General features: G+C 67.0%; 18 protein-coding genes. 6 read left to right on the top strand and 12 right to left on the bottom strand.

Annotated elements, in window-relative coordinates:
* The first annotated feature begins 4 nt into the window (after window positions 1-4).
* The gene (gene cofH, locus G432_RS01250; RefSeq protein ID WP_015456990.1) at window positions 5-2,926 is read left to right on the top strand and encodes a 5-amino-6-(D-ribitylamino)uracil--L-tyrosine 4-hydroxyphenyl transferase CofH; all 2,922 of its coding nucleotides are present in this window, start codon (window positions 5-7) and stop codon (window positions 2,924-2,926) included.
* A 15-nt stretch (window positions 2,927-2,941) separates the two neighbouring features.
* On the opposite strand, the gene G432_RS01245 is transcribed toward cofH, so the two are convergent.
* Together G432_RS01245 and G432_RS01240 are read right to left on the bottom strand one after the other, a co-directional pair.
* A complete protein-coding gene (locus G432_RS01245) occupies window positions 2,942-3,301 on the bottom strand; it encodes a YbaN family protein (RefSeq protein WP_015456989.1) in 360 nt (119 codons plus the stop codon).
* Between the two features lie 5 nt (window positions 3,302-3,306).
* Entirely contained in the window at window positions 3,307-5,727 is a 2,421-nt protein-coding gene (locus G432_RS01240) for a PAS domain-containing protein (protein WP_015456988.1), read from the bottom strand.
* A 147-nt stretch (window positions 5,728-5,874) separates the two neighbouring features.
* Between G432_RS01240 and msrA the strand changes: the two genes are divergently transcribed.
* Window positions 5,875-6,417, top strand: coding sequence for a peptide-methionine (S)-S-oxide reductase MsrA (gene msrA, locus G432_RS01235; protein ID WP_015456987.1), 543 nt, complete (start codon window positions 5,875-5,877; stop codon window positions 6,415-6,417).
* Between the two features lie 10 nt (window positions 6,418-6,427).
* On the opposite strand, the gene G432_RS01230 is transcribed toward msrA, so the two are convergent.
* A complete protein-coding gene (locus G432_RS01230; RefSeq protein ID WP_015456986.1) occupies window positions 6,428-7,393 on the bottom strand; it encodes an L-threonylcarbamoyladenylate synthase in 966 nt (321 codons plus the stop codon).
* A 50-nt stretch (window positions 7,394-7,443) separates the two neighbouring features.
* On the opposite strand from G432_RS01230, the gene G432_RS01225 reads away from it, so the two are divergent.
* Window positions 7,444-9,159, top strand: a complete 1,716-nt coding sequence (locus tag G432_RS01225; RefSeq protein ID WP_015456985.1) for an acyl-CoA dehydrogenase — start codon at window positions 7,444-7,446, stop codon at window positions 9,157-9,159.
* 49 nt (window positions 9,160-9,208) lie between these two features.
* Here G432_RS01225 and purB read toward each other — a convergent pair whose 3' ends face one another.
* Both purB and G432_RS01215 read right to left on the bottom strand, forming a co-directional pair.
* Window positions 9,209-10,510 (bottom strand): adenylosuccinate lyase, encoded by a 1,302-nt coding sequence (purB, locus tag G432_RS01220; protein ID WP_015456984.1) that lies wholly within the window; start codon window positions 10,508-10,510, stop codon window positions 9,209-9,211.
* Window positions 10,511-10,605: 95 nt separating this feature from the next.
* Complete coding sequence (locus G432_RS01215; protein WP_015456983.1) at window positions 10,606-11,667, bottom strand: NAD(P)-dependent alcohol dehydrogenase; 1,062 nt, start codon at window positions 11,665-11,667, stop codon at window positions 10,606-10,608.
* Window positions 11,668-11,901: 234 nt separating this feature from the next.
* Between G432_RS01215 and mazG the strand changes: the two genes are divergently transcribed.
* Window positions 11,902-12,678: a nucleoside triphosphate pyrophosphohydrolase gene (mazG, locus tag G432_RS01210; RefSeq protein WP_015456982.1), complete on the top strand. Its 777-nt coding sequence runs from the start codon at window positions 11,902-11,904 to the stop codon at window positions 12,676-12,678.
* On the opposite strand, the gene hflX is transcribed toward mazG, so the two are convergent.
* The 7 genes from hflX to dusB all read right to left on the bottom strand — a co-directional run bounded on the left by hflX (window position 12,641) and on the right by dusB (window position 21,832).
* Window positions 12,641-13,939, bottom strand: a complete 1,299-nt coding sequence (hflX, locus tag G432_RS01205; RefSeq protein WP_015456981.1) for a GTPase HflX — start codon at window positions 13,937-13,939, stop codon at window positions 12,641-12,643. The two genes, mazG and hflX, sit on opposite strands and share 38 nt — an antisense overlap.
* Window positions 13,936-14,424 (bottom strand): RNA chaperone Hfq, encoded by a 489-nt coding sequence (gene hfq, locus G432_RS01200; protein WP_015456980.1) that lies wholly within the window; start codon window positions 14,422-14,424, stop codon window positions 13,936-13,938. Before hfq ends, hflX begins: the two co-directional genes overlap by 4 nt.
* A 125-nt stretch (window positions 14,425-14,549) precedes the next feature.
* Window positions 14,550-15,935, bottom strand: a complete 1,386-nt coding sequence (ntrX, locus tag G432_RS01195) for a nitrogen assimilation response regulator NtrX (protein ID WP_015456979.1) — start codon at window positions 15,933-15,935, stop codon at window positions 14,550-14,552.
* Complete coding sequence (locus G432_RS01190; RefSeq protein ID WP_015456978.1) at window positions 15,936-18,191, bottom strand: sensor histidine kinase; 2,256 nt, start codon at window positions 18,189-18,191, stop codon at window positions 15,936-15,938.
* Window positions 18,192-18,282: 91 nt separating this feature from the next.
* Window positions 18,283-19,737: a nitrogen regulation protein NR(I) gene (ntrC, locus tag G432_RS01185; protein WP_015456977.1), complete on the bottom strand. Its 1,455-nt coding sequence runs from the start codon at window positions 19,735-19,737 to the stop codon at window positions 18,283-18,285.
* On the bottom strand, window positions 19,734-20,858 hold the full coding sequence (locus tag G432_RS01180; protein ID WP_015456976.1) for a two-component system sensor histidine kinase NtrB: 1,125 nt from the start codon (window positions 20,856-20,858) through the stop codon (window positions 19,734-19,736). The genes ntrC and G432_RS01180 overlap by 4 nt, the downstream gene beginning before the upstream one ends.
* Window positions 20,834-21,832 (bottom strand): tRNA dihydrouridine synthase DusB, encoded by a 999-nt coding sequence (dusB, locus tag G432_RS01175; protein WP_015456975.1) that lies wholly within the window; start codon window positions 21,830-21,832, stop codon window positions 20,834-20,836. Before dusB ends, G432_RS01180 begins: the two co-directional genes overlap by 25 nt.
* Window positions 21,833-21,916: 84 nt before the next feature.
* Between dusB and G432_RS01170 the strand changes: the two genes are divergently transcribed.
* Entirely contained in the window at window positions 21,917-23,092 is a 1,176-nt protein-coding gene (locus G432_RS01170; protein WP_015456974.1) for a bifunctional 2-C-methyl-D-erythritol 4-phosphate cytidylyltransferase/2-C-methyl-D-erythritol 2,4-cyclodiphosphate synthase, read from the top strand.
* A gap of 23 nt (window positions 23,093-23,115) precedes the next feature.
* Window positions 23,116-23,658, top strand: coding sequence for a hypothetical protein (locus G432_RS01165; RefSeq protein ID WP_144061966.1), 543 nt, complete (start codon window positions 23,116-23,118; stop codon window positions 23,656-23,658).
* Window position 23,659: the final 1 nt, after the last annotated feature.

The following is a 23,659-nucleotide window of genomic DNA, read 5'->3' as shown; positions in this document are numbered from 1 at the left end:
GGACATGGCGTTGCTGGGCGAAGGCGGAATCTGGGCGGTCGTGCCCGTCAAGCGACTGGCGGAGGCCAAGAGCCGACTGGCGGAGGTGCTGGGTGGCGACAGGGCGGATTTCGTCCTCGCCATGGCGAGCCATGTGATCGCGACGCTTGCACGCAGCCGGCATTTCGCTGGGGTGATCGCCGTCACCGGCGATGCGCGGATGGCCGAGGCGGCGCAGGCAGCCGGTGCGGTGGCGGTGGCCGATGCGGGCGAAGGCCTGAATGCGGCGATGGCGGCCGGCATGGATCGGGCGCTTGCGCTGGGCGCGCGGCATATCGCGCTGGTTCCCGCCGATCTTGCCCTGATCGACGATGCCGCCATCGATCGCATCGTCGGTCGTTATCGCACGGGGCAGGGGCCGCTGATCGCGCCGTGCGCGGCGGGTGACGGGACCAACCTGCTGCTGATGCCTGCGGATCGGATCGTTCCTCCCGCCTTCGGGCCGGACAGCTTCGCCCGCCATCGCGATGCCGCGCCCGATGCGGCGGCGTTCGTCGATGATGCGATCGGGCTCGATGTCGATCGCGCCATCGACCTTGCGGTCGCGGCGGGTGCGCTGGCGGGGCGCGATCATCCGCTGGCGCCCCTGCTGGCCCAGTATGAGGCGGCGGCGTTGCTGGCGGCCGACCCCGGCGAGCTGGCGGCGGCGGCGGGCAAGCTCCGCGACCAGGGCCATGGCGATATCGTCACCTATTCGCCCAAGGTGTTCCTGCCGCTGACGATGCTGTGCCGCGACGTGTGCCATTACTGCACCTTCGCCAAGACGCCGCGCCGGCTGGAAAGCCCCTATATGGCGGTGACGGAAGCGGTGGAGATCGCGAAGCGCGGCGCCGCCATGGGCTGTCGGGAGGCGCTGTTCACGCTGGGCGAGAAGCCGGAGCTTCGCTACGCTGCCGCGCGCGAGTGGCTGGATGCCAACGGATTTTCCAGCACGCTCGATTATGTCGCCCATGTCGCGGCGGCGGTGCGCGACCAGACCGGGCTGTTGCCGCACATCAATGCCGGCTGCATGACCGACGAGGAGATTGCCGCGCTGCGCCCCGTCTCCGCCTCCATGGGGCTGATGCTGGAGACGATCGCCGATCGTCTGGGCGAACCGGGCGGGCCGCACCATGGATCGCCGGACAAGGTGCCGGCCCTGCGGCTGGCGACGATCGAGGCGGCCGGGCGGCAGGCCGTGCCCTTCACCTCGGGCATATTGATCGGCATCGGCGAGACGCGCGCCGAAAGGATCGAGGCGATTGCGGCGTTGCGTGCGCTGCACGTGCGTCACGGGCATCTTCAGGAAGTGATCGTCCAGAACTTCCTGCCCAAGCCGGGCACGAAGATGGCGAATGCGCCCGCCGCCGAGGCGGACGAGCTGCTCTGGACCATCGCCGTCGCCCGGCTGATGCTGGGGCCGGACATGAGCATCCAGGCGCCGCCCAATCTTGCGCCCACCGATCTGCCCCGGCTGATCGAGGCGGGGATCAACGACTGGGGCGGCGTTTCGCCGCTGACCCCGGACCATGTGAACCCCGAGGCGCCCTGGCCCGAGATCGAGCGACTGCGCGCGGCGACGGCCGCCGGCGGCAAGGTGCTGGCCGAACGGCTCACCATCTATCCGGCCTATGCCCGCGATGCCGAACGCTGGCTCGATCCCGCGATGCGGCGTCCCGTTCTGGAGCATAGCGACGCCGCCGGGCTGGGCCGCGAAAGCGGCTGGCGGGCCGGCCGGTCGGAGACGATGGCGTCCGTCCCGCGCGCGGGAAGCGGTCGCACCCGGATCGCGGAAATCGTGGATGCGGCACTGGGCGGCGAATGGGCGTCGTTCGCAGCCGACGATATCGCCGCCTTGTTCGCGGCGCGGGGAAATGACTATCACCGCGTTTGCGAGGCCGCGGATCATCTGCGGGCGAGGGCGGTGGGCGATGCCGCCACCTATGTGATCAACCGCAACATCAACTATACGAACATCTGCAGCTATCGCTGTAATTTCTGCGCCTTTTCAAAGGGCAATCGCAAGGCGGCGGGCAATGAGGCGGCCTATCTGCTGGACATGGCGGAAATCGCCGCGCGCGTGTCCGAGGCGCGCGATCGCGGCGGCACCGAGGTGTGCCTGCAGGGCGGCATCCACCCGAGCTTCACGGGCGAGACCTATCTGGAGATCGTCCGCACGGTGAAGCGCGCCGATCCAGCCATGCACGTCCACGCCTTCTCCCCGCTGGAGATCAGCCATGGCGCATCGACGCTGGGCATGAAGCTGCCGGACTATCTGGCCATGCTGCGCGACGAGGGGCTGGGCAGCCTGCCGGGAACGGCGGCGGAAATCCTGCACGATCCCGTCCGCGCCATCCTGTGCCCGGACAAGCTTTCCACCGGGGAATGGCTGGAAGTGATCGAGACCGCCCATCTCCAGGGCATCCGGACGACCGCGACCATCATGTTCGGCCATGTCGACGATTATCGCGACTGGGCGATCCATCTCGCCGCGATCCGCGACCTTCAGCTGCGCACGGGGGGCTTCACCGAATTCGTGCCGCTGGCCTTCGTGGCGCACGAGGCGCCGATCTACCGCAGGGGCGCCGCGCGGCCGGGACCGACCGCGCGCGAGGCGGTGCTGATGCATGCGGTTTCGCGGCTGGTGCTGGGATTCGACAATATCCAGGCTTCCTGGGTGAAGATGGGCCGCGAAGGCATGCGCGCGGCGCTGCGGGCCGGCGCCAACGATCTGGGCGGGACTCTGATGAACGAAAGCATCACCCGCGCCGCCGGCGCCACCCACGGCCAGGAGATGACGGCGGCGGACATGCGGGCGATGGCGGCGTCGCTGGGGCGGACGCCGATACGGCGGACGACGCTTTACGGGCGCGCCGAACCGGAAGAAGCCTGCATCGCCGCCGAATGAGCGGCGGGGTGCTTTCTAGCTGCGGGATGGACGGGTCCATATCCAGGCGCCGCTGCATAAGGCGGCGGCCGCCGGGAATAAGGACCATGGCCATTTGAGGAAGGTGAGCCCGATCACGGCGCTGACGGTGAGCATGGTCAGCGCCCACGCCTTGGCCCTGATGCTGATCGCCCCATGTTCCCGCCAGGCGCGGATATGCGGGCCGAAGCGGGGATGATCGAGCAGCCGCGCCTCCCAGGCCGGATTGCTGCGGCCGAAGCAGAAGGCGGCGAGGATGTAAAAGGGCACGGTGGGCAGCAGCGGCAGGAAGATGCCGGCCGTTCCCGCGCCCAAGGCAAGCAGGCCCGCCGCCAGATATATTCTCCGTCGGAACATGATCTTCAGGCGCGGCGCAGCATCGCCGCCACCCGATCGGCCAGCAGCGGCCCGCCGAACGGCTTGGTGATGAGGGCGGTGCCTTCCTCCGCGATATCGTCCGCATCGGTTGCGGTGTCGGCGTAACCGGTCATGTAGAGGATGGGCAGGCCGGGGCGCATTTCGCGCGCGATGCGGCCGAGATCGCGGCCGTCCATCCCCGGCAGGCCGATATCGGTGATCATCAGGTCGATCGGGGCGCCGGAACGGAGCAGTTCCAGCCCCGGCTCGGCATCGTCGGCCGCGAGCGTGCAATAGCCGAGATCGTCGAGCAGCTCGACGATGAGCGCCCGGACGACGGGCTCGTCCTCAATCACCAGGATCGTCTCGCCCCGCCCGGTGATCGCCATATCGCCGGATGCGGTGTCCGAAGCGGCGTCGTCCGCACCCATATGACGGGGCAAATAGAGGGCCACCGTCGTGCCCCTGCCAAGTTCGCTCTCGATCGCGACCTCGCCTTTGGACTGGCGCGCGAAACCATAGATGCTGGCCAGGCCCAGCCCCGTTCCCTGGCCGATCGGCTTGGTGGTGAAGAAGGGTTCGAACGCCCGCGCGATCACATCCGGCGCCATGCCGGTGCCGGTATCGCTTACGGCGATGCGCACATAATCGCCTGGGGCGAGATCCGGCGGCAGCGATTGCGCGGCCGTGCCGGCGGCAAGGTTGGCCGTGGCGATGGTCAGCGTGCCGCCATCGGGCATCGCATCTCGCCCGTTGATGGCGAGGTTCAGCAAGGCGCCTTCAAGCTGGTTGGGATCGCACCGCACTCGCCACAATCCGGGCGCGAGATCATATTCCAGGCTGATCCTTTCCCCCAGCGTCCGCCCCAGCAGGTCGCGCATGGATTCGATCAGCCCGTTGGCGCGGGTGGGGCGGGGATCGAGCGGCTGGCGCCGGGCGAAGGCCAACAGCCGGTGGGTGAGGGCGCCGGCACGCTCGGCGGATTCCACGGCGCCGACGAGGAAGCGTTCGATATCGTCGAGGCGGCCTTCGGCCAGCCTGCGCCGGACGATATCGAGCGACCCGCTGATCCCCTGGATCAGATTGTTGAAATCATGGGCGATGCCGCCGGTAAGCTGGCCGATCATCTCCATCTTCTGGGCCTGGCGCAGCGCTGCCTCCGCCTCCGCCAATGCCTGCGCGGCCTCGCGCTCCGCCGTGATGTCCCGCGCCACGCAATATAGAAGATCGTCGACGGCCGCCGCCGTCCAGGAGATCACCCGATAGCTGCCGTCCCGGGCGCGCAGGCGGTTCTCGAAACGGCCGGTCGCCTCGCCCCGCGCCAGGCGCTTGAGCTCGTCCCGCGTGGCCGGCCTGTCGTCGGGATGCACGAGATCGATCGCCTCGCGGCCCAGCAACTGGGCTTCGTCCCAGCCCAGCGTCGCCGTCCAAGCCGGGTTGATCGCAAGCCACAGCCCGTCCTGATCGGCCACCAGCAGCAGATCGCGCGAGACGTTCCAGATCCTGTCCCGTTCCTGGGTGCGCAGCGCGACCCGATGCTCCAGCGCGGCATTGCGGGCGAGCAGGGCATCGGCCTCGCCGCGCTGGTCGTGAATATCGGTGTTGGTGCCGATCCAGCGCACCTCGCCATCTGCTTCCCGCGTCGGCACGGCGCGGGCCAGGTGCCAGCGATAGCCGCTGTTAGGAGAGCGCAGGCGATAGGAATGTTCGAAGCGGGTTTCCGTGGTCAGCGATTTTTGCCAGGCCGCGGTCAGATCCCCGATGTCGTCGGGATGGACGAAATCCATCCATTGATCGTTGAGTTCGACATCGGGTTCCTCGCCGACGAAGTCGTAGACCCGCGTGTTGAACCAGCGGAAATGGCCATCCGCGTCGGTGACCCATATCTGGTGGGGAACGGCGGCGGCGACGGTGCGCAGCTGATGTTCGCTGGCTTTCAGGGCGCCTTCGGCCCGCTTGCGCCCGGTGCATTCGATGGCGATGCACAGCGTGCCGCCTTCGCCGCCGTCCGGGCCGCGCAAGGGGGAATAGAAGGCATCGAACCAGCGTTCCTCCGTCGCCGGATCCTTGCCCAGCAGCATTCGCTGGTCCCGCGCGGCGATGGATTCGCCGGCGCGGACGCGGGCGAGGACGGGCCGGTTCCATTCCTCCCAGACTTCAGGCCATACCTCCCGCGCAGGCTTGCCCATGGCGGCGGGATGGCGGGGGCCGGCGATCTGGGCATAGGCCTGATTGTAGACCATGCGGAAATCCGCGCCCCAGGTGATCGCCATCGCTATCGGGGAAGCCAGCGCCATATCGACGGCAATGCGCAGTTCCGCCGGCCATTCATCCATCGGGCCAAGCGGCGTGGCGCCCCAGTCGAAAGCGCGCACCAGCCGCGCGGTCTCGCTTTCGTCGAGCCGATGTCCCCCCAGGCCGCTCATGGCACCCGCCCAGGCCAGTTTCGGCCAAGTTGCGCATATGCACACATCTGGCCGCACCTTAAATGCAGAGAGCCAGTTTCCGCAATTGGATTGAACAGAGCGCGTCGATGATTATCTCCGTCCGCACAAAGTCGAAAGGAATTACGGGTGGCTGAAGAGGTTGCGACACTGGCCGGAGGTTGCTTCTGGTGCGTGGAAGCGGTGTTCGACGACGTGCTGGGCGTAAGCTCGGTCGAAAGCGGCTATACGGGCGGCACCGTCGCGAACCCGACCTACAAGCAGGTATGCGGCGGCGATACCGGCCATGCGGAAGCGGTGCGGATACATTTCGATCCCGCGGTGATCGGTTATGCCGACCTGCTGGACATCTTCTTCCACATCCACGATCCGACGCAGCTCAACCGCCAGGGCAATGATATCGGCACCCAGTATCGCTCGGCGATCTTCCCGCATTCGCCGGAGCAGGAGGCCGAGGCCCGCGCCGCCATCGCGCGCGCGCAGGCGGATCATGAGCAGCCGGTGGTGACGACCATCGAGCCGCTGGCGCCCTGGTATGTGGCCGAGGACTATCATCAGGAATATTTCGAGCGGGAAGGGAACAGCAATCCCTATTGCATGGCCGTGGTCGCGCCGAAGCTGCAGAAATTCCGTAAAAGCTATGCCGCGCGGCTGAAGCGGCAGGAGGCCTGACCGGCCCGTGTCACGATTTCGGCGCGGCGGCGCGGCGCAGGCGATCGTTGATCGCCAGCCCCAACCCGTCGGCCGGGATCGGGGCGACCGCGATCCCCGCGCAGTCCGAAAGGTCCGCCTCGTGCAGCGCCGCGAACAGCCGCGCTGCCGCCTCGACGAGATCGCCCCTATCCGAAAGGGTGGCATCGCCGGCGACCGGTCCGAAGCCGATCAGCCATTCGCCATCGCGGCGATCGACGGCATCGAGGCGGAGAGGCCGCGACGGCGCATAATGGCTGGCAAGCTGGCCCGGCGCCTCGATTTTTCCCGATCCCGCGGGATAAACCGCCTGACCCGTCACGGCGGCGATCTGGTCCGGCGTGATCGGGCCGGGGCGTAGCAGGCGGGCGCCGCCATCGGTATCGATCGCGACAATGGTGGATTCGATCCCCTGCCGGGTTGGGCCGGAATCGATCACCATCGGGATGCGGCCGTCCAGCGACGCCAGCACATGCTGCGCCGTGGTGGGGCTGATCGATCCGCTGGCATTGGCGGAGGGCGCGGCAAGTGGCCGGCCGACTTCCGCGAGTAAAGCCTGCATGGCGGGATGGGCGGGCACGCGGATCGCCACGGTCGGCAGCCCCGCCGTCACGATGGGCGCGATCTTCGCGCCGGGGAGGAGCGGGAGCACCATCGTCAACGGGCCGGGCCAGAAGGCTTTGGCGAGCAGCCGCGCCGCCGGCGGGAAATCGGCGACTTCGGCCGCGGCTTCGGCCGAGGGCAGATGCACGATGAGCGGATTGAAGCTGGGACGCCCCTTGGCCGCATAGATGCGCGCCACCGCCGAATCGGATGTGGCGTCGCCGGCAAGGCCGTAAACCGTCTCCGTGGCGATCGCGACGGGCTGGCCCCTGCCTATCCATTCGGCCGCCTCGGCGATGGCGGCCGTGCCGTAGGGGCGGATTTCCGTCTGCCAGGTTGGGTTTTGCGCGTTCACGCCCCGGCGCTATAGCCGCACGGCTTCATATACAAGACCAGGCGAGACCGATGACCTTCATACCTGTTGTCAGCGAACAGCGCTTCCTCATGCGCCATATCGTCGGGATCGAGGAATTGCAGGCGAAGGATCGCTTCGCGGCCGCGACGCCCGATGTCGTCGATGCGATCCTGGAAGGCGCGGGTGCATTCGCGGCCGGCGAATTCGCGCCGCTCAACCGGCCCGGCGACGTGACCGGCGCCAAATGGACGCCAGAGGGCGTGAAGATGCCGGCCGGCTTCCACGAAGCCTATCGCGCTTATGTGGAAGGCGGCTGGGGAACGCTGGCCGCCGATCCCGAACATGGCGGGCAGGGGCTGCCCTTTGCGCTGGCCACCGCCGTGCTCGAGGATCTGGGAACGGCCAATATGGGCTTCTCGCTCATCATGATGCTGACCCCCGGCGCGGTCGAGGCGCTGACCTCCCATGGATCGCCGGAGCAGCAGGCCACCTGGCTGCCCAGGCTGGTGACCGGCGAATGGAACGGCACGATGAACCTCACCGAGCCGCAGGCGGGGTCCGACGTGGGGGCGCTGCGCAGCATGGCGACGCCGGCCGGTGACGGAAGCTGGCGGATCAAGGGCACGAAGATCTTCATCACCTTCGGCGACCATGACCTGACCGACAATATCGTCCATCTCGTCCTGGCCCGCACGCCGGGTGCGCCTGCCGGCACGCGCGGCATATCGTTGTTTCTCGTCCCCAAATTCCGGCTGGACGACACGCCCAACGACGTCCGCTGCGTTTCGATCGAGCACAAGATGGGTATCCATGCCTCGCCCACCTGCGTGCTTTCCTTTGGCGACGGCGACGATTGCCATGGCTGGCTGATCGGCCCGGAAAATGGCGGGATGCGGGCGATGTTCACGATGATGAACAATGCCCGCCTCAATGTCGGCCTGCAGGGCGTGTCGATCGCGGAGCGGGCGACCCAGCAGGCGGTGGCTTATGCGCGCGAGCGAATACAGTCCGCACGGGCAGGGGCCGCATCACGCGATTCCGTGGCGATCATCGAGCATCCGGACGTCCGCCGCATGCTGCTGCGCATGAAGGCGCAGACGATGGCGGCCCGCGCCCTGATCTATTACGCGGCCGGCCAGGTCGACCGCGCCCATGCCGGCGACGCGGCCGCGCAGGCGCGCGTCGATCTGCTGACGCCGCTCGCCAAGGCATATGGCACCGACGTCGGCTGCGAGGTTTCCAGCCTCGGCGTGCAGGTGCATGGCGGCATGGGCTTCATCGAGGAGACCGGCGCCGCCCAGCATTATCGCGACGCCCGGATCGCGCCGATCTACGAAGGCACGAACGGCATCCAGGCGGCCGATCTGGTGGGCCGCAAGCTGTCGATGGAAAATGGCGCGGTTTTCTCAGCACTTCTCGCCGATATTCGCGCGGAAGCAGCGGACGAAGGCGCGCTGATGGCACTGGTCGATGCCTGCGAACTGGTCGGCGCGCGGCTGCTGGCCGCCGGTGCGGATGATCGGCTGGCCGGAAGCTATCCCTTCCTGACGATGCTGTCGGTCGCCGTATCGGGCTGGCTGATGGTCCGGCAGGAGCGGGCGGCGCGGACGGAGCAGGGGATGGACGCCGATTTCCTCGCGCTCAAGCAGGCGGCCGCGCGCTTCTATCTGGATCGGATCGTGCCCGAGGCCGCGGGGCTTGCCGCTGCGGCGACCGCAGGCGCGGAGGGGCTTTACGGGATCAGCGCCGAAGCCTTTTCGGCCTGATCCGGGGAAGGAAGGGCCGCCATCCCGATGGAGATGGCGGCTCTTCTCCTCATTCGCCGAAGACGCGGGCGAAGATCGTGTCGACGTGCTTCAGATGATAGGCGAGGTCGAACTTCTCTTCCAGTTCCTCGGCCGATAGCTTGGCGCTGACGTCCGGATCGGCCTTCAGCAGTTCGAGCAGCGAAAGCTGGCCGTCCGATTCCCACACCTTCATCGCGTTCTTCTGGACGAGGCGATAGGCGTCCTCGCGGCTGATGCCGGCCTGGGTAAGCGCCAGCAGTACGCGCTGGGAATGAACAAGCCCACCCATCTTGTTGAGATTCTTCTCCATCCGCTCCGGATAGACGAGCAGCTTGTCGATCACGCCGGTCAGGCGGTTGAGCGCGAAATCGAGCGTGATGGTGGCATCCGGGCCGATATAGCGTTCGACCGAGGAGTGGCTGATGTCGCGTTCATGCCACAGCGCGACATTCTCCAGGGCCGGGGTGACGTAGCCGCGCACCATGCGGGCGAGGCCGGTCAGGTTTTCGGTCAGCACCGGGTTGCGCTTGTGCGGCATGGCCGACGAGCCCTTCTGGCCCGGCGAGAAATATTCCTCCGCTTCCAGCACTTCGGTGCGCTGGAGGTGGCGGATTTCGGTGGCCACGCGCTCGATCGACGATGCGATCACGCCCAGCGTGGCGAAATACATGGCGTGGCGATCGCGCGGGATCACCTGCGTGGAGGTGGGCTCCACGGAAAGGCCCATCTTCTCCGCGACATGGGCTTCGACGCGCGGATCGATATTGGCGAAGGTGCCGACCGCGCCGGAAATCGCGCAAGTGGCGATATCGGCCCGCGCCGCGCGCAGGCGGGTGCGGTTGCGATCGAATTCGGCATAGGCCTGAGCCAGCTTCAGGCCGAAGGTGACGGGCTCGGCATGGATGCCGTGGCTGCGGCCGATCGTGGGCGTGAGCTTATATTCATAGGCGCGGCGCTTCAGCACATCGAGCAGCCGGTCGAGATCGGCGAGCAGGATATCGGTCGCCCGCGCGAGCTGGACGGCGAGGCAGGTATCGAGCACGTCCGACGAGGTCATGCCCTGGTGCATGAAGCGGGCGGGCTCGCCGACATGCTCGGCGACATTGGTGAGGAAGGCGATGACGTCGTGCTTCACCTCGGCCTCGATCGCGTCGATGCGATCGACCTCGAACGCGCCTTTTTCCCAGATCGCCTTGGCCGCTTCCTTCGGCACGACGCCCAGTTCGGCGAGCGCGTCGGTGGCGTGCGCCTCGATCTCGAACCAGATGCGGAACTTGGATTCGGGGGTCCAGATGGCGACCATTTCGGGCCGCGAATAGCGGGGGATCATGCCGGGCGTCCTGCGTTGAGAGAAATCGCGCGCGACCTAGCAGAGCGGGCCGGCCGCATCAAATCCCCGGCCGGCCCCGCTTGCGTGCGCCATCCTCAGCCCTTGAGCGAGGCCATGTCGATGACGAAGCGATATTTGACGTCGCTGCCGACCATCCGGTCATAGGCCTTGTCGATATATTGGATCGGAATCAGCTCTATATCGGCGGTGAGGTTATGTTCGTGGCAGAAATCCAGCATTTCCTGGGTTTCGGCGATCCCGCCGATCAGCGACCCCGCGATGGCGCGCCGCCGGAAGATGAGGTTGGCGACGGAGGGGGAGGGGTGCGGCGTGCCGGGCACCCCCACCAGCGTCATCGTGCCGTCGCGTTTCAGCAGCCGGGTGAAGGCATCGAGATCATGCGGTGCCGCGACGGTATTAAGGATGAAATCGAAGCTGCTGACATGGGCATTCATCTCGGCCGCATCGCGCGACACGACGACTTCGTGGGCGCCTAGGCGAAGCGCGTCCTCCCGCTTTGCCGGCGACGTGGTGAAGGCCACCACATGCGCGCCCATCGCCGCGGCGATCTTCACGCCCATATGACCAAGCCCGCCGAGGCCGACCACGCCCACTTTCTTGCCGGGGCCGGTGTTCCAGTGGTGGAGCGGCGAATAAGTGGTGATCCCGGCGCAGAGCAGCGGCGCGACGGCCGCCAGATCGGCCATGTCGTGCCTGATCTTCAGCACGAAATCCTCCGTCACCACGATATGGTCGGAATAGCCTCCGAAGCTTGGGCCGCCCAATATCGGATCGACCCCGCCATAGGTGCCGACGAAGCCGGTCGTCTCGCAATATTGCTCCTCGCCGGCCTCGCAGGACGGACAGTGCCGGCAACTGTCGACCATGCAGCCGACGCCGGCTATATCGCCGACCGCGAAGCGGGTGACCTCGGCGCCGACGGCCGTAACGCGCCCGACGATCTCGTGGCCGGGAACGCAGGGGTAGAGCGTGCCGCCCCATTCGCTGCGCGCTGTGTGGAGGTCCGAATGGCACACGCCGCAAAAGAGGATCTCGATCGAAACGTCCTTCGGGCCGACATCGCGGCGATCAAAGCTGAAGGGCGCGAACGGCGTCTCACTCGACTGCGTGGCATAGGCTCGGGCTTGGCTGGTCATGGTTCCTCGCTGGACAGGACAACGGGCGTATCACGCCGGCACGGGCATATGGCCACAGGAACCGCGATTTGGCACGATCTCTTTTGCGTTGGCCGCCAACGGGGGCATAGAAACCATCGGTGCCAAGGCGTCAATATTTTACATAATGTATATTATCAGACATAGGCTGATCCCAACCGCACGGCCCCCCGTCGCTCCCAACCCCTCTCTCAACGCTCTCCAAGGTGAATTTTCATGCTCGATCGTCTGGTTCTCATCATGGAGCGGTTGCGCGACCCGGAAAATGGCTGTCCGTGGGATCGCGAGCAGACGTTTGCGAGCATTGCTCCCTACACGATCGAGGAAGCCTATGAGGTCGCCGACGCCTGCGAGCGCGATGATATGGCGGCGCTGAAGGACGAGCTTGGCGACCTGCTGCTCCAGGTCGTTTACCATTCCCGCATGGCCGAGGAACGCGGCGCCTTTGCGATCGGCGACGTCGTCACGGCGATCTGCGACAAGATGATCCGGCGCCATCCCCATGTCTTCGGCGACGGCCGGTCTCCCGGCTGGGAGGCGCTGAAAGCGGAGGAACGCCGCGGGCATGCCGATGCATCCGCCCTAGCCGGCGTCGCGCTGGGCCTGCCGGCGCTGCTGCGCGCGGAAAAGCTCCAGAAGCGGGCGGCGCGGGTCGGGTTCGACTGGCCCGATGCGGACGGTCCGCGCGCCAAGATCATCGAGGAGCTCGCCGAGGTGGAAGATGCCCCCGATGCGGAGGCGCGGGCCGAGGAGATAGGTGACCTGCTGTTCGCGGTCGTCAACTGGGCACGGCATCACCATGTCGACGCGGAAGCCGCGTTGCGGAGCGCCAATGCGAAGTTCGAACGGCGTTTCCGTTCCATGGAGGCCCTGGCGGACGGCGGCTTCGCGACGCTCGACCTCGCCGCCCAGGACAGGCTGTGGGATCGGGCGAAGGCCGCGGAGAAATCGCCGGTCAGCGCGCCTGATAGCGCGCCCAGTCCGCCTCGCTGAGCTTCACTTCGATCGCCAGCCTGTCGCCATCCATCTCCTGGCTCAGCACCTCGCCATGGGCGTGCAGCCAGGCGATGGCGCCCCCGTCGGCGGGATCGACGCGCAGGCTGTAGCGCCGGCTGCCATGGGTGAGCCGTTCGGCCACGGCGCGCTGCAATGCATCGACGCCCTCTCCCGTGAACGCGCTGATGGCGACCACATCGTCCCGCCGGGCGGCCTCGGCCAGCACGCGATCGGCCTCCTCGGGCGGCAGGGCATCGATCTTGTTCCACGCCTCGAATATCGGCGTGCCCCCTTCCCCGCCGACGATGCCGATTTCGGCGAGCACGGCTTCGACATCCCGCGCCTGCGGCTCGCTATCGGGGTGGGAAATATCGCGAACATGGATGATGAGGTCCGCAGCCGTCACCTCCTCCAGCGTCGCGCGGAAGGCCGCCACGAGCTGTGTGGGCAGATCGGATACGAAGCCCACCGTATCGGACAGGATCGCCTTGTCGATGCCAGGCAGCGATATCTGCCGCATCGTCGGATCGAGCGTGGCGAAGAGCAAATTCTCCGCCATCACGGTGGCGCCGGTCATCCGATTGAACAAGGTGGATTTCCCGGCATTGGTATAGCCGACCAGCGCGATCACCGGCCAGGGCGCCCGCTGGCGGCGCGCCCGATGGAGGCCGCGCGTGCGGGTAACATTCTCCAGCTCGCGCCGCAGCTTGGCCATGCGATCGCGGATCAGCCGCCGGTCGGCCTCGATCTGGGTTTCGCCGGGACCGCCCAGGAAGCCGAAGCCGCCCCGCTGGCGTTCGAGGTGGGTCCAGCTCCGCACCAGCCGGCCCGCCTGATAATCGAGATGGGCCAGTTCCACCTGGAGCCGCCCCTCGGCCGTCGCGGCCCGCTCGCCGAAAATCTCCAGGATCAGGCCGGTGCGATCGATTACCTTGGTATCGAGCGCCTTTTCCAGATTGCGCTGCTGGATGGGGGAAAGCGCGCCGTCGACGATGACGAGCTCCGCCTCCGCCATGCGGGCGGCCGTGGCGATCGCATCCACCTGCCCCGATCCGAACAGGGTGGCCGGTTTGGGATCGCGCAGACGGAAGGCGAGCTTTTCGACCACATCCACGCCGATCGCCGCGGCAAGCCCGGCCGCTTCGGCCAGACGCGCGTCGGTATCCCTGCCCGATCCGCTGCCACGATCAGGCAAAGCCACGATCGCTTTCGCGCCGCGGCTCAGCCCGTCGTCATCCGCACGGTTGAAAACGCTCAATCGTCGTCCGCGTCGTTGTCCACTCCGCTCAGGTTGAGCGGATTGGCGGGCTGGACCGTCGATATGGCGTGCTTGTAGACCAGCTGGCTCATGCCGTCGCGGCGCAGCAGCATGCAGAACAGGTCATAGGCCGCGATTTCGCCCTGAAGCATGACGCCGTTCACCAGGAACATGGTGACGGGCTCCCGCGCCTTGCGGACCGCGCTCAGGAAGATTTCCTGCAGCAGGGTCGCCTTGCGCTCTTCCGCGAAATTCTTGTCGATCTCCGAAAGGTCGAGCGGATGCGCCGGCATCACCGTGGAGATCGCATGCTTGTAGATGAGCTGCGACTGGCCATCGCGGCGCAGCAGCACCGAGAAATTGTCGAACCAGGTGATGATGCCCTGCAACTTCACGCCCTTCACGAGGAACATCGTGACGGGGGTCTTGGATTTGCGGAGCGTGTTGAGGAAAATATCCTGAAGGTTGTTGACCTTGTCGGCCATAAGTCCGGTCTCCGGATTCGTGGCGGGACATTGCCCGCATGAGCGCCTTGGCCGGCGTCGTGCTCGTCCCGCCGAGTGCGGGACCCTCTTGGCTTACCGCAGCCGCGAAGAGAGGTCCATGCCTATCATTCCTCGCCATCCTTGGGATCGGCAAGGCCAAGCGTCTTGAGCTTGCGGTGGAGGGCGGAGCGCTCCATGCCGATGAAGGTCGCGGTGCGGGAGATGTTGCCGGAAAAGCGGCGGATCTGGACCCGCAGATATTCCCGCTCGAAGGTTTCCCGCGCCTCGCGCAGCGGCGTCCCCATGATGGAGCGGGCGGCGTTGCCCGGCACGATCCTTTCCTGGTCGCTCAGCACCTCGGGGGGCAGCATGTCGACATCGATCACCTGCAACCGGTCGCCCGGCGCAAGGATGATCGTGCGCTCGACGACGTTGCGGAGCTGGCGGACATTGCCGGGCCATTCATAGGTCTGGAGCGCCGCCACGGCCTCCGGCGACACGGCCGGCGTGCTCACCCGCCGTTCGGAGGCGAAGCGCGCGACGAAATGATCCACCAGCGCCGGAATATCCTCCCGCCGCTCCGAAAGTGCCGGCAGATGCACCGGCACGACGTTCAGCCGGTAATAGAGATCCTCGCGGAAGCGCCCCTCGGCGATCTCGACGGCGAGATCGCGCGCGGAGGCCGAGACGACCCGCACGTCCACCTTGACGGTGCGCGTGCCGCCGATCCTGGTGAAGCTTTGGTCCGTGAGGACGCGGAGGATGCGGCCCTGGGTGGTTGTGGGCATGTCCGCTATCTCGTCGAGGAACAGCGTGCCGCCATGGGCCTGTTCGAGCAGGCCGGGGCGGACGAGCTCCCCCCCCTCCTCCACCCCGAAAAGCTCCTCCTCCACCCGCTCCGGCGTCATCCGCGCGGCGGATACGACGATGAACGGGGCGGAAACCCGCGGGCTCCACAGGTGCAGCAGCCTCGCCGCCACTTCCTTGCCGACCCCGGCGGGGCCACTGATGAGCACGCGGCTGCCGGTGGCGGCGACTCGCTTCAGCGTCGCGCGAACGGCGTTGATCGCGGCGGAATTGCCGGTGAGCTCGTCCTCCTGGCCGATCTGGGCCTTGAGCGAGGCGACCTCGCGGCGCAGCCGTTCCGTCTCGGTCGCGCGGCCGACCAGCAGCAGCAGGCGTTCGGCCTCGAACGGCTTTTCGATGAAGTCGGTGGCGCCGCGGCGGACGGCGGCAACAGCGGTGTCGATATTGCCGTGGCCGGAGATGACCAGCACCGGGATCGAGGGGTCGCGCCGCTTGATCTCCTCCAGCAGGTCCAGCCCGTCGAGCCGCGATCCCTGCAGCCAGACATCGAGCAGCACCAGCGACGGCCGGCGCTCCGCCAGCGCGGCCAGGGCGCTGTCGCTGTCACCCGCCGTGCGGGCCTCATAGCCCTCATCCTCCAGAACCCCGGCGACAAGCTCGCGAATATCCTGCTCATCGTCGACGATCAAAACGTCCAGGCTCATCTATCCATCACTCTTCTGGCGGGTAAGGACGGGAAGTGGTGCGGCATCGTCCGTGGCATCGGCATCCTGTTCGAGGTCGAGCGAGGCGAGCGTCGCGACATCGAAACCGAGCGTCACGATGGTGCCGCCGCCGGGACGATCGGAAAATGCAATGGTTCCAAAATGTTCCTCGACGATCTTGCGGACGATCGCGAGGCCGAGGCCGGTGCCGCGGGCACGGGTGGTCATATAGGGTTCGGTGATACGCTCGCGTTCCGGCGGAAGGCCGATGCCGTCGTCCGCCACCATGATGAGCAGCCGTTCCCCTTCCATCGCGACCGTCATGTCGATCGAACCGGGGCTGCCCTCGCCCTTTGCATCAATGGCTTCCACCGCATTCTTGACGATGTTGGTCAGCGCCTGGCCAAGCTGGCGCCTGTCGCAGACCATGATCGGCGACGGATCGGGCGCCACCAGCCTGAACGCGATGGCGGGATGGGCGACCTCGTGCAGGAACAGCGCCTGGCGGGCGATATCGACCAGCGACTCCGCGCGGAAAATCGGCTTGGGCATGCGTGCGAAGGACGAGAATTCGTCGACCATGCGGCGGAGATCGCCGACCTGGCGCACGATCGTGCCGGTCAGCCGCTCGAACACGCCCTTGTCGGACTGAACCTCCTGGCCGTAGCGGCGCTGCAGCCGTTCGGCGGCAAGCTGGATCGGCGTCAGCGGATTCTTGATTTCGTGGGCGATGCGGCGCGCGACGTCCGACCAGGCGGCACGCCGCTGATCGAGCAGTTGTTGGGTGATGTCATCGAAGGTCAGCACCTCGCCATTGCCGGTCCGCACCAGCGTGACCGCCAATGTGCGCGGCTCGCCCGCGCTCGAAAACTGGATGACGGCTTCCCTGTCCGTCGCATCCAGAAGCGCGCCCAGTTCCGGCGCCACCTCCGTTATCGAACGGCCGACCGGGCTTTCATTCGTCTTGAGAAGTTCGGCTGCTGATGGATTGATAAGACGGATAATTCCATCGGAATCGACCGAAATGACGCCGGCGCTCACGCCCGACAGAACAGCTTCGATCAGGGCGCGTCGGCTGTCGAGCTGCTGGTTTGCCGTCAGCAGCGCGCCGGTCTGCTCCTCCAGCTTCCGCGTCATGCGATTGAAGGCGGCTGCGAGCGTGCCGATCTCGTCATGCGAACGGGGCAATGCCACCCGCGCGGAAAGATTGCCCGAGGCGACCTGCCGTGCCGCGCCGACCAGATCGGCCACGGGGCGGACGATGCGGTCGGCCATCTTGAGCGCGATCAGGATCGCCGTGGCGACGATGAGCAGCGAGACGACCAGCAGCGCGGCGTTGAACTGGAGCTGGAGCGAGCGCGAACGCGCCAGCAGCTGGGCGTAATCGCCGCGCGCGCTTTTCGCCCTTGCGACGGATTGCAGCACCATCGGATCGACGCCGCGCGAGGCGTAGAGATAGACTTCCGCTTCGGGATCGAGGCGGACGACAGTTTCCACGCGGTCGCCGGCATCGGTGACGACGCGGGCGCGACCCTGCCGAAGCTCGGCGATCGAGGCGGCAGGCAGGCGAAGCTCCAGCGGGCGATCGTCGAGATTGGCGCCGGCGATCAGGCGGCGCGTCCCGTCCCCGCCGATGGTGATGACGGCCGCTTCCGATAGGTTGCGGGCGGAGACCTGCCAGGCCAGCCCCTCGGCGAAACGCGGCGAATTGACGCCGAATTCGGCGGCATAACCGTTAACGTCGCCGCCCATCGCGACGATATCGGCGACAATGCGCTGCTTGTTCTCCTCGACATAGGCCTGGGCGACGCTGTCAGCATTTTCGAGCACCGTGCGCGCGCGATCGGAGAACCAGAATTCCACGCCATATTGGAACAGCAGCGATGCGAAGATCACGACCAGCAGCGTCGGCACGCTGGCGATGACCGAGAAGAGCGCGACGAGCCGGACGTGCAGCCTGCCATTGCCGCCCACCGGCGATCGCGCCGCCCTGCCCCGCGCCACCCGGCGGGCCAGCAGCACCAGCAGCACCATGATCGGGACGAGGTTGGCGACCAGCAGCAGGGCGACCAGCGGCGGCGTCAGCAGGCGCGCCGGGGTTCCTCCGCCAGTGATGATGAAATAGGTCGCCGCCGCGATCGCGATGGTGGCAGCGAACGCGCCGATCTCGAACGCCGGCATCAGCCGCCGGCGCGACAATAATGTCAGCCGGCGAAGCCAGGCGGAACCTTCGCTGCGAGACGGGGCCACGGACATCGTGGCATCCCTACCACGATCCCGTTGCATGCAAAACACAGTTGCGACAGGCAGCGCGGAATATCGTGGATATGCGGAATATCGTGGATATTCAGCCCATGCGCCGCACGTCGGAAGGATCGATACCGCGCTCCGTAAGCTTCTTGCGCAGCGTGTTGCGGTTTATTCCCAGCAGTTTGGCGGCCTTGAGCTGGTTGCCCTTCACCGCCGCCAGAGTGAGCTTCAGCAAGGGACGCTCCACCTCGGCAAGGATCCGCTCGAACAGGCCGTCGGGCGGAAGATCGCGTCCGAACGTGGCGAAATAGCGGGCGACATGATGCTCGACCGCATCCGCCAGCCCGCCGCCCGAAGCGATGGCGGGTGCGCCGCCTTCGGACGCGACCATATCGCCGCTCAATTGCTGGTCGACGATCGATACGGTGATCCATTCCTCGCGGCTCAGGGCCGCAAGGCGCCGCATCAGATTTTCAAGCTCGCGCACATTGCCCGGCCAGCTGTGGCGCGAAAGCCGCTCGATCGCCGCGCGCTCCAGCCGTTTGCGGGGCAGGCCGTCGGCAGCCGCCTTTTCCAGGAAGTGCAGGGCCAGTTCCCCGATATCCTCGGTGCGCTGGCGCAGCGACGGCAGGCGGACGGGAACGACATTGAGGCGATAATAAAGATCCTCTCGGAACGCATTGTCCGCAATCAGTTTTTGCAGATCCTTGTGCGTGGCCGCGATGATGCGGACATCCGTGCGGATCGATCGCGCGCTGCCGACGGGATTGAACTCCCCGGTCTGCAGCACGCGCAGCAGCCTGGTCTGGGCCTCGAATGGCATGTCGCCGATCTCGTCCAGGAACAGCGTGCCGCCCTGCGCTTGCTCGAACCTCCCCGCAGTGCGCATCGCCGCGCCCGTAAAGGCCCCCCGTTCATGGCCGAATAGCTCGCTTTCGATCAATTCGCGGGGGATCGCGGCCATGTTGATCGCGACGAAGGGCTTGTTCGCCCGCGATCCCATGTCGTGGATGGCGCGCGCGACCAGTTCCTTACCGGTCCCGGATTCCCCGAGCACCAGCACGGTGAGGTCGTTGGCCACGACCCGCGCGATGGTGCGATAGACCTCCTGCATGGGAGGGGAACGGCCGATCAGCGGCAGATCCTCGCCCGATCCCGCATCCGCCAGATCATCCAGCCCGGCCCCCCGCGCGGTAAGGGCATCGGCCACCGCGCGGGACAATTCGCCCAGATCGAACGGCTTGGGCAGATATTCGAACGCCCCCTGCTCGGTCGCGCGAACGGCAGTGGCCAGCGTGTTCTGCGCCGAAAGCACGATCACCGGCATGCGGGGGTGATCCGCCAGCATCTCGGGCACGAGATCGAGGCCGTTGCCGTCGGGCAGGATGACGTCCGTCACCAGCACCTGCGGCTGAAATTCCGTCATCTTGCGGCGCTGCTCGGCGACGCTGGCGGCCGTTTCCACGACATGCCCGTCCCGGCGGAGCGCCTCGCGCACGACGGTGCGGATGGCGGCATCGTCATCGACGACGAGAATGCGCCCCACGCTCACGCCTGCCCCGCGCGCGGCAGGAGGAGGCGGAAGACGGTGCGCGGCGGGGTGCCTTCGCGCGCATATTCGATGATGCCGCCCTGGTCGGCCACGAGCTTGGCGACGAGCGCGAGGCCCAGCCCGCTTCCCGTGGGCTTGCCGGTGACGAACGGCTCGAACAGATGATCCTCGATCTCCACCGGCGCGCCGGGACCTTCGTCGATCACGCAGACTTCGATCGGGAGCGAGCGCTTGACGTCCCCTCCCCGCAGCCGAACCGATACACCGTGGCGATAAGCCGTATGAAGCGTCACGATATTCCCATTGTTCTGCATTGCCTCAACGGCATTCTTGATAAGATTTATGAGGATCTGGATCAGCGAATCCCGATGGCCCAGCACGGGTGGCAGCGACGGATCGTAGATTTCCCGGATCGTGAAGCCGCTGGCGAAACCCTGCAACGCCACCTCGCGGGCATGGCCGAGGAGGAGGTGGATATTCTGGGGGCCGAGCTCCAGCCGCCTGGTATCGGTGAAGCCTTCCATCCGATCGATCAGCGCGGCCACCCGATCCACCTCATCGCGGATCAGACGGGTGAGATCGCGGGCCTGATCGTCGACCGAGGCCTCGAGCAGCTGCGCGGCGCCGCGGATCCCCGACAGCGGATTCTTGATCTCATGCGCCAGCACCGCCGCCGCGCCGACGGCGGAAAGCGCACCGCCATCCCGATCGCCGCGCCGGCCGAGCAGGTGAGCCGGCGGCAGGCCGTGGAGGGTGACGACGCGCCATCCCGCGCGATCCGCCATCGGGCCGATCATCAGGTCGACCCGCTGGTGCCGGCCGCCGGGAAGGACGATCTCCAGATCATAGGCCGCGAACGGCGCGTCGGATGCCATGGAGGTGAGCGGATGGCCGATCATTCCCGCGATATCACGGCCGACGATGGCGCCGCGGCCGAGGTTGAGCATCGCCTCCCCGGCATTGTTGACGTCGCGGACGATGCCGTCCCCGTCGATCACCAGCATCGGCGTGGGGAGCGCTGCGATCTGTTCGGCCAGGCCCGGACAATCGGGATCGGGCAAACGGGGCATCCCCGCGGCCGATCGCCCGATCCGGATCAGGCCGCTGCCCGGCAGAGCCATGGCGAATAGAATTGCTCGAGCATGGAAAGCACCGTGGCGGCGCTGGCTTCCTGGTTCACGCGGTTGCGGAATTCAGCCGAGCCGGGAAGGCCCTTGGTATACCAGCCGATATGCTTGCGTGCCATGTTCACGCCGGTGAACTCGCCATAATGTTCCAGCATCAGCCTGTAATGCCTTGTTATCAGGCTATACTGCTCGTCGATCGAAGGATCGGGCACGCGCTCGCCCGTCTCCAGCCAGCGCATCACCTGATGGAGCAGCCAGGGCCGGCCATAAGCCCCGCGCCCGATCATGACGCCGTCCGCGCCGGACTGGGCGAGCGCCTGATCGGCATCCTCGATCGAGCAGATGTCGCCATTGGCGATCACCGGGATGGAAACGGCATCCTTCACCTTGCGGATGAAGGCCCAGTCGGCGGAACCCCGATACATCTGGCAGCGGGTGCGGCCATGGATCGTGACCATCTTGATCCCGACATCCTCGGCGATGCGGGCCAGTTCCGGCGCGTTCAGGCTGTCATGATCCCAGCCCATCCGCATCTTGAGCGTGACGGGCACCGATACGGCACCGGCCACCGCCTTGATGATCGCGACGGCAAGGTCCGGCACGCGCATCAGCGCCGACCCGGCATCGCCGTTCACCACCTTGCGGACCGGGCAGCCCATGTTGATGTCGATGATCGCGGCGCCGCGATCCTCCGAAAGCTTGGCGGCTTCCGCCATCTCCGCCGGCGTGCAGCCGACGAGCTGCATCGAAACCGGCTCCTCGATCGGGTCCCACGCCGCCTTCTGGATCGACTGCCGCGTTTCCCGGATCGCGGCCTGGCTGGCGATCATCTCGGTAACGTTCAGGCCCGACCCATATTCCCGCACCATCTTGCGGAACGGCAGGTCGCTGACCCCGGTCATCGGCGCCAGGATGACGGGCGTGGCGATGGTGACGCCACCAATCTGGATAGGTGCGAGCCGGGACATTCTGTCGATCTGCCTAAAAAACCGGCAATCGCCCTACTCGGAAAGGCGCTGGCGGGCAAGGCCGCTGTCGGCTAACGGACCGCGATGGCCGGAGGCTTCGACATTGTGGCGCTGATCGTCGCCGCCGGAAAAGGCGAGCGCGCGGGCGGCGGCCTACCCAAGCAATATCGGCCGATCGGGGGCAAGCCGATGCTGGCCCACGCCATCCAGGCTTTCAGCCGGCATCCGGCGATCGACCGCATCCAGTTGGTGATCGGGGCGGGACAGGAAGCGCTTTGCGCGGAGGCGATGGCCGCGAGCGGAGCGCCGCCGGCCCTCTTCCTGCCGTCGGTGACGGGCGGAGCCACCCGCCGCGAATCGGTGCTGCGCGGGCTGGAGGCGATCGGGAAAGCCCGGCTGGTGATGATCCATGATGCGGCGCGCCCTTTCCTGCCCGCCGCGGTGATCGACCGGCTGGTCGCGGCCCTCGGCGGGGCGGGGGGCGCGGTGCCCGCCATTCCCGTCGCCGACACGCTGGCGCGTGGCGGCCCGGAATTGGGCGGGGCCGTCCCGCGGGACGGGCTTGTGCGCGTCCAGACGCCGCAGAGCTTCGCCTTCGACGCCATATTGGCGGCCCACCGCGCCTGGCCGGAGGAGCTGGAGGCGACCGACGATGCCCAGATCCTGCGCGCCGCCGGCCATGCGGTGGCGATCGTGGCGGGCGATCCGGCGCTGGAGAAGATCACCTTCCAGGAGGACGTCATGACGGCGGAGCAAAGGCTGGGCGCGCGCATGGTGACGCGCGTGGGCATGGGCTTCGACGTCCATGCCTTTGCGGACAATACCGACCTGTGGCTTGCGGGGATCTCCATTCCCCACAGCCGGGGGCTGGCCGGCCACAGCGATGCGGACGTGGCCCTGCATGCGATCACCGATGCGATGCTGGGCGCGATCGGCGACGGCGATATCGGCAGCCATTTCCCGCCGTCCGATCCGCAATGGCGCGGGGCCGCATCGGACCGCTTCGTCGAGCATGCGCGTGGGCTGATCGAGGCCGCGGGCGGCGTGATCGACCATGTCGACCTGACGATCATCTGCGAGGCGCCGAAGATCGACCCGCATCGGGATGCCATGCGCGCCCGTGTCGCCGCGCTGTTGCGGCTGCCCGAACGCGGGGTTAGCATCAAGGCCACCACCACCGAACGGCTGGGCTTCACCGGCCGGGGCGAAGGCATAGCCGCGCAGGCGATCGTGACGGTGCGCGTGCCGGAAGATCGATGAATCCGAACCGGAAGGCTATCGACGTGCGCACCATCCCATCCCTGCTATCCCTGCTGGCGACGCTTGCCTCTCCGGCGGCAGCCGCGACCATGGCGAAGCAGAACGATCCGGCATCCTGCATCACGCGCCCGCAGCTGGAGGCGCTGATGACCTACGCCCTGCCTTCCGTGCTGGAGGGCATGGGCAACAGATGTTCGGGCACGCTGGCGCCGAATGCCTTTCTGCGCCAGTCCGGCCCGGCGCTCGCGGAGCGTTATCGCGCGGAAAGCGAGCGGCATTGGCCGGTCGCGCGCACCGCGATGACCTCGCTGATGGGGCAGGATATGGCCGGGCTGGGCGATACGACGGAAAAGGCGATGGTGACGAGCATCGTGGGCGTCGCCATAGCCGAGACGATCAAACCCAAGGATTGTGGCGACGTGAACGAAGCGGTCGAATTGCTGAGCCCCCTGCCCGCCGAGAATCTCGGCCGGCTGACGGCGATGCTGATGATATTGGGATCGAAGGACAGCGCGCCGGGGGAAAGCCCCTTCGCCATCTGCCCGGCCGCCAAGGGAGACCGCTGAC

The organism is Sphingomonas sp. MM-1 (genome assembly GCF_000347675.2).
GTDB classification, from domain to species: Bacteria; Pseudomonadota; Alphaproteobacteria; order Sphingomonadales; family Sphingomonadaceae; genus Sphingomonas_E; species Sphingomonas_E fennica.
This window is presented reverse-complemented; position numbering and strand designations above follow the sequence as displayed.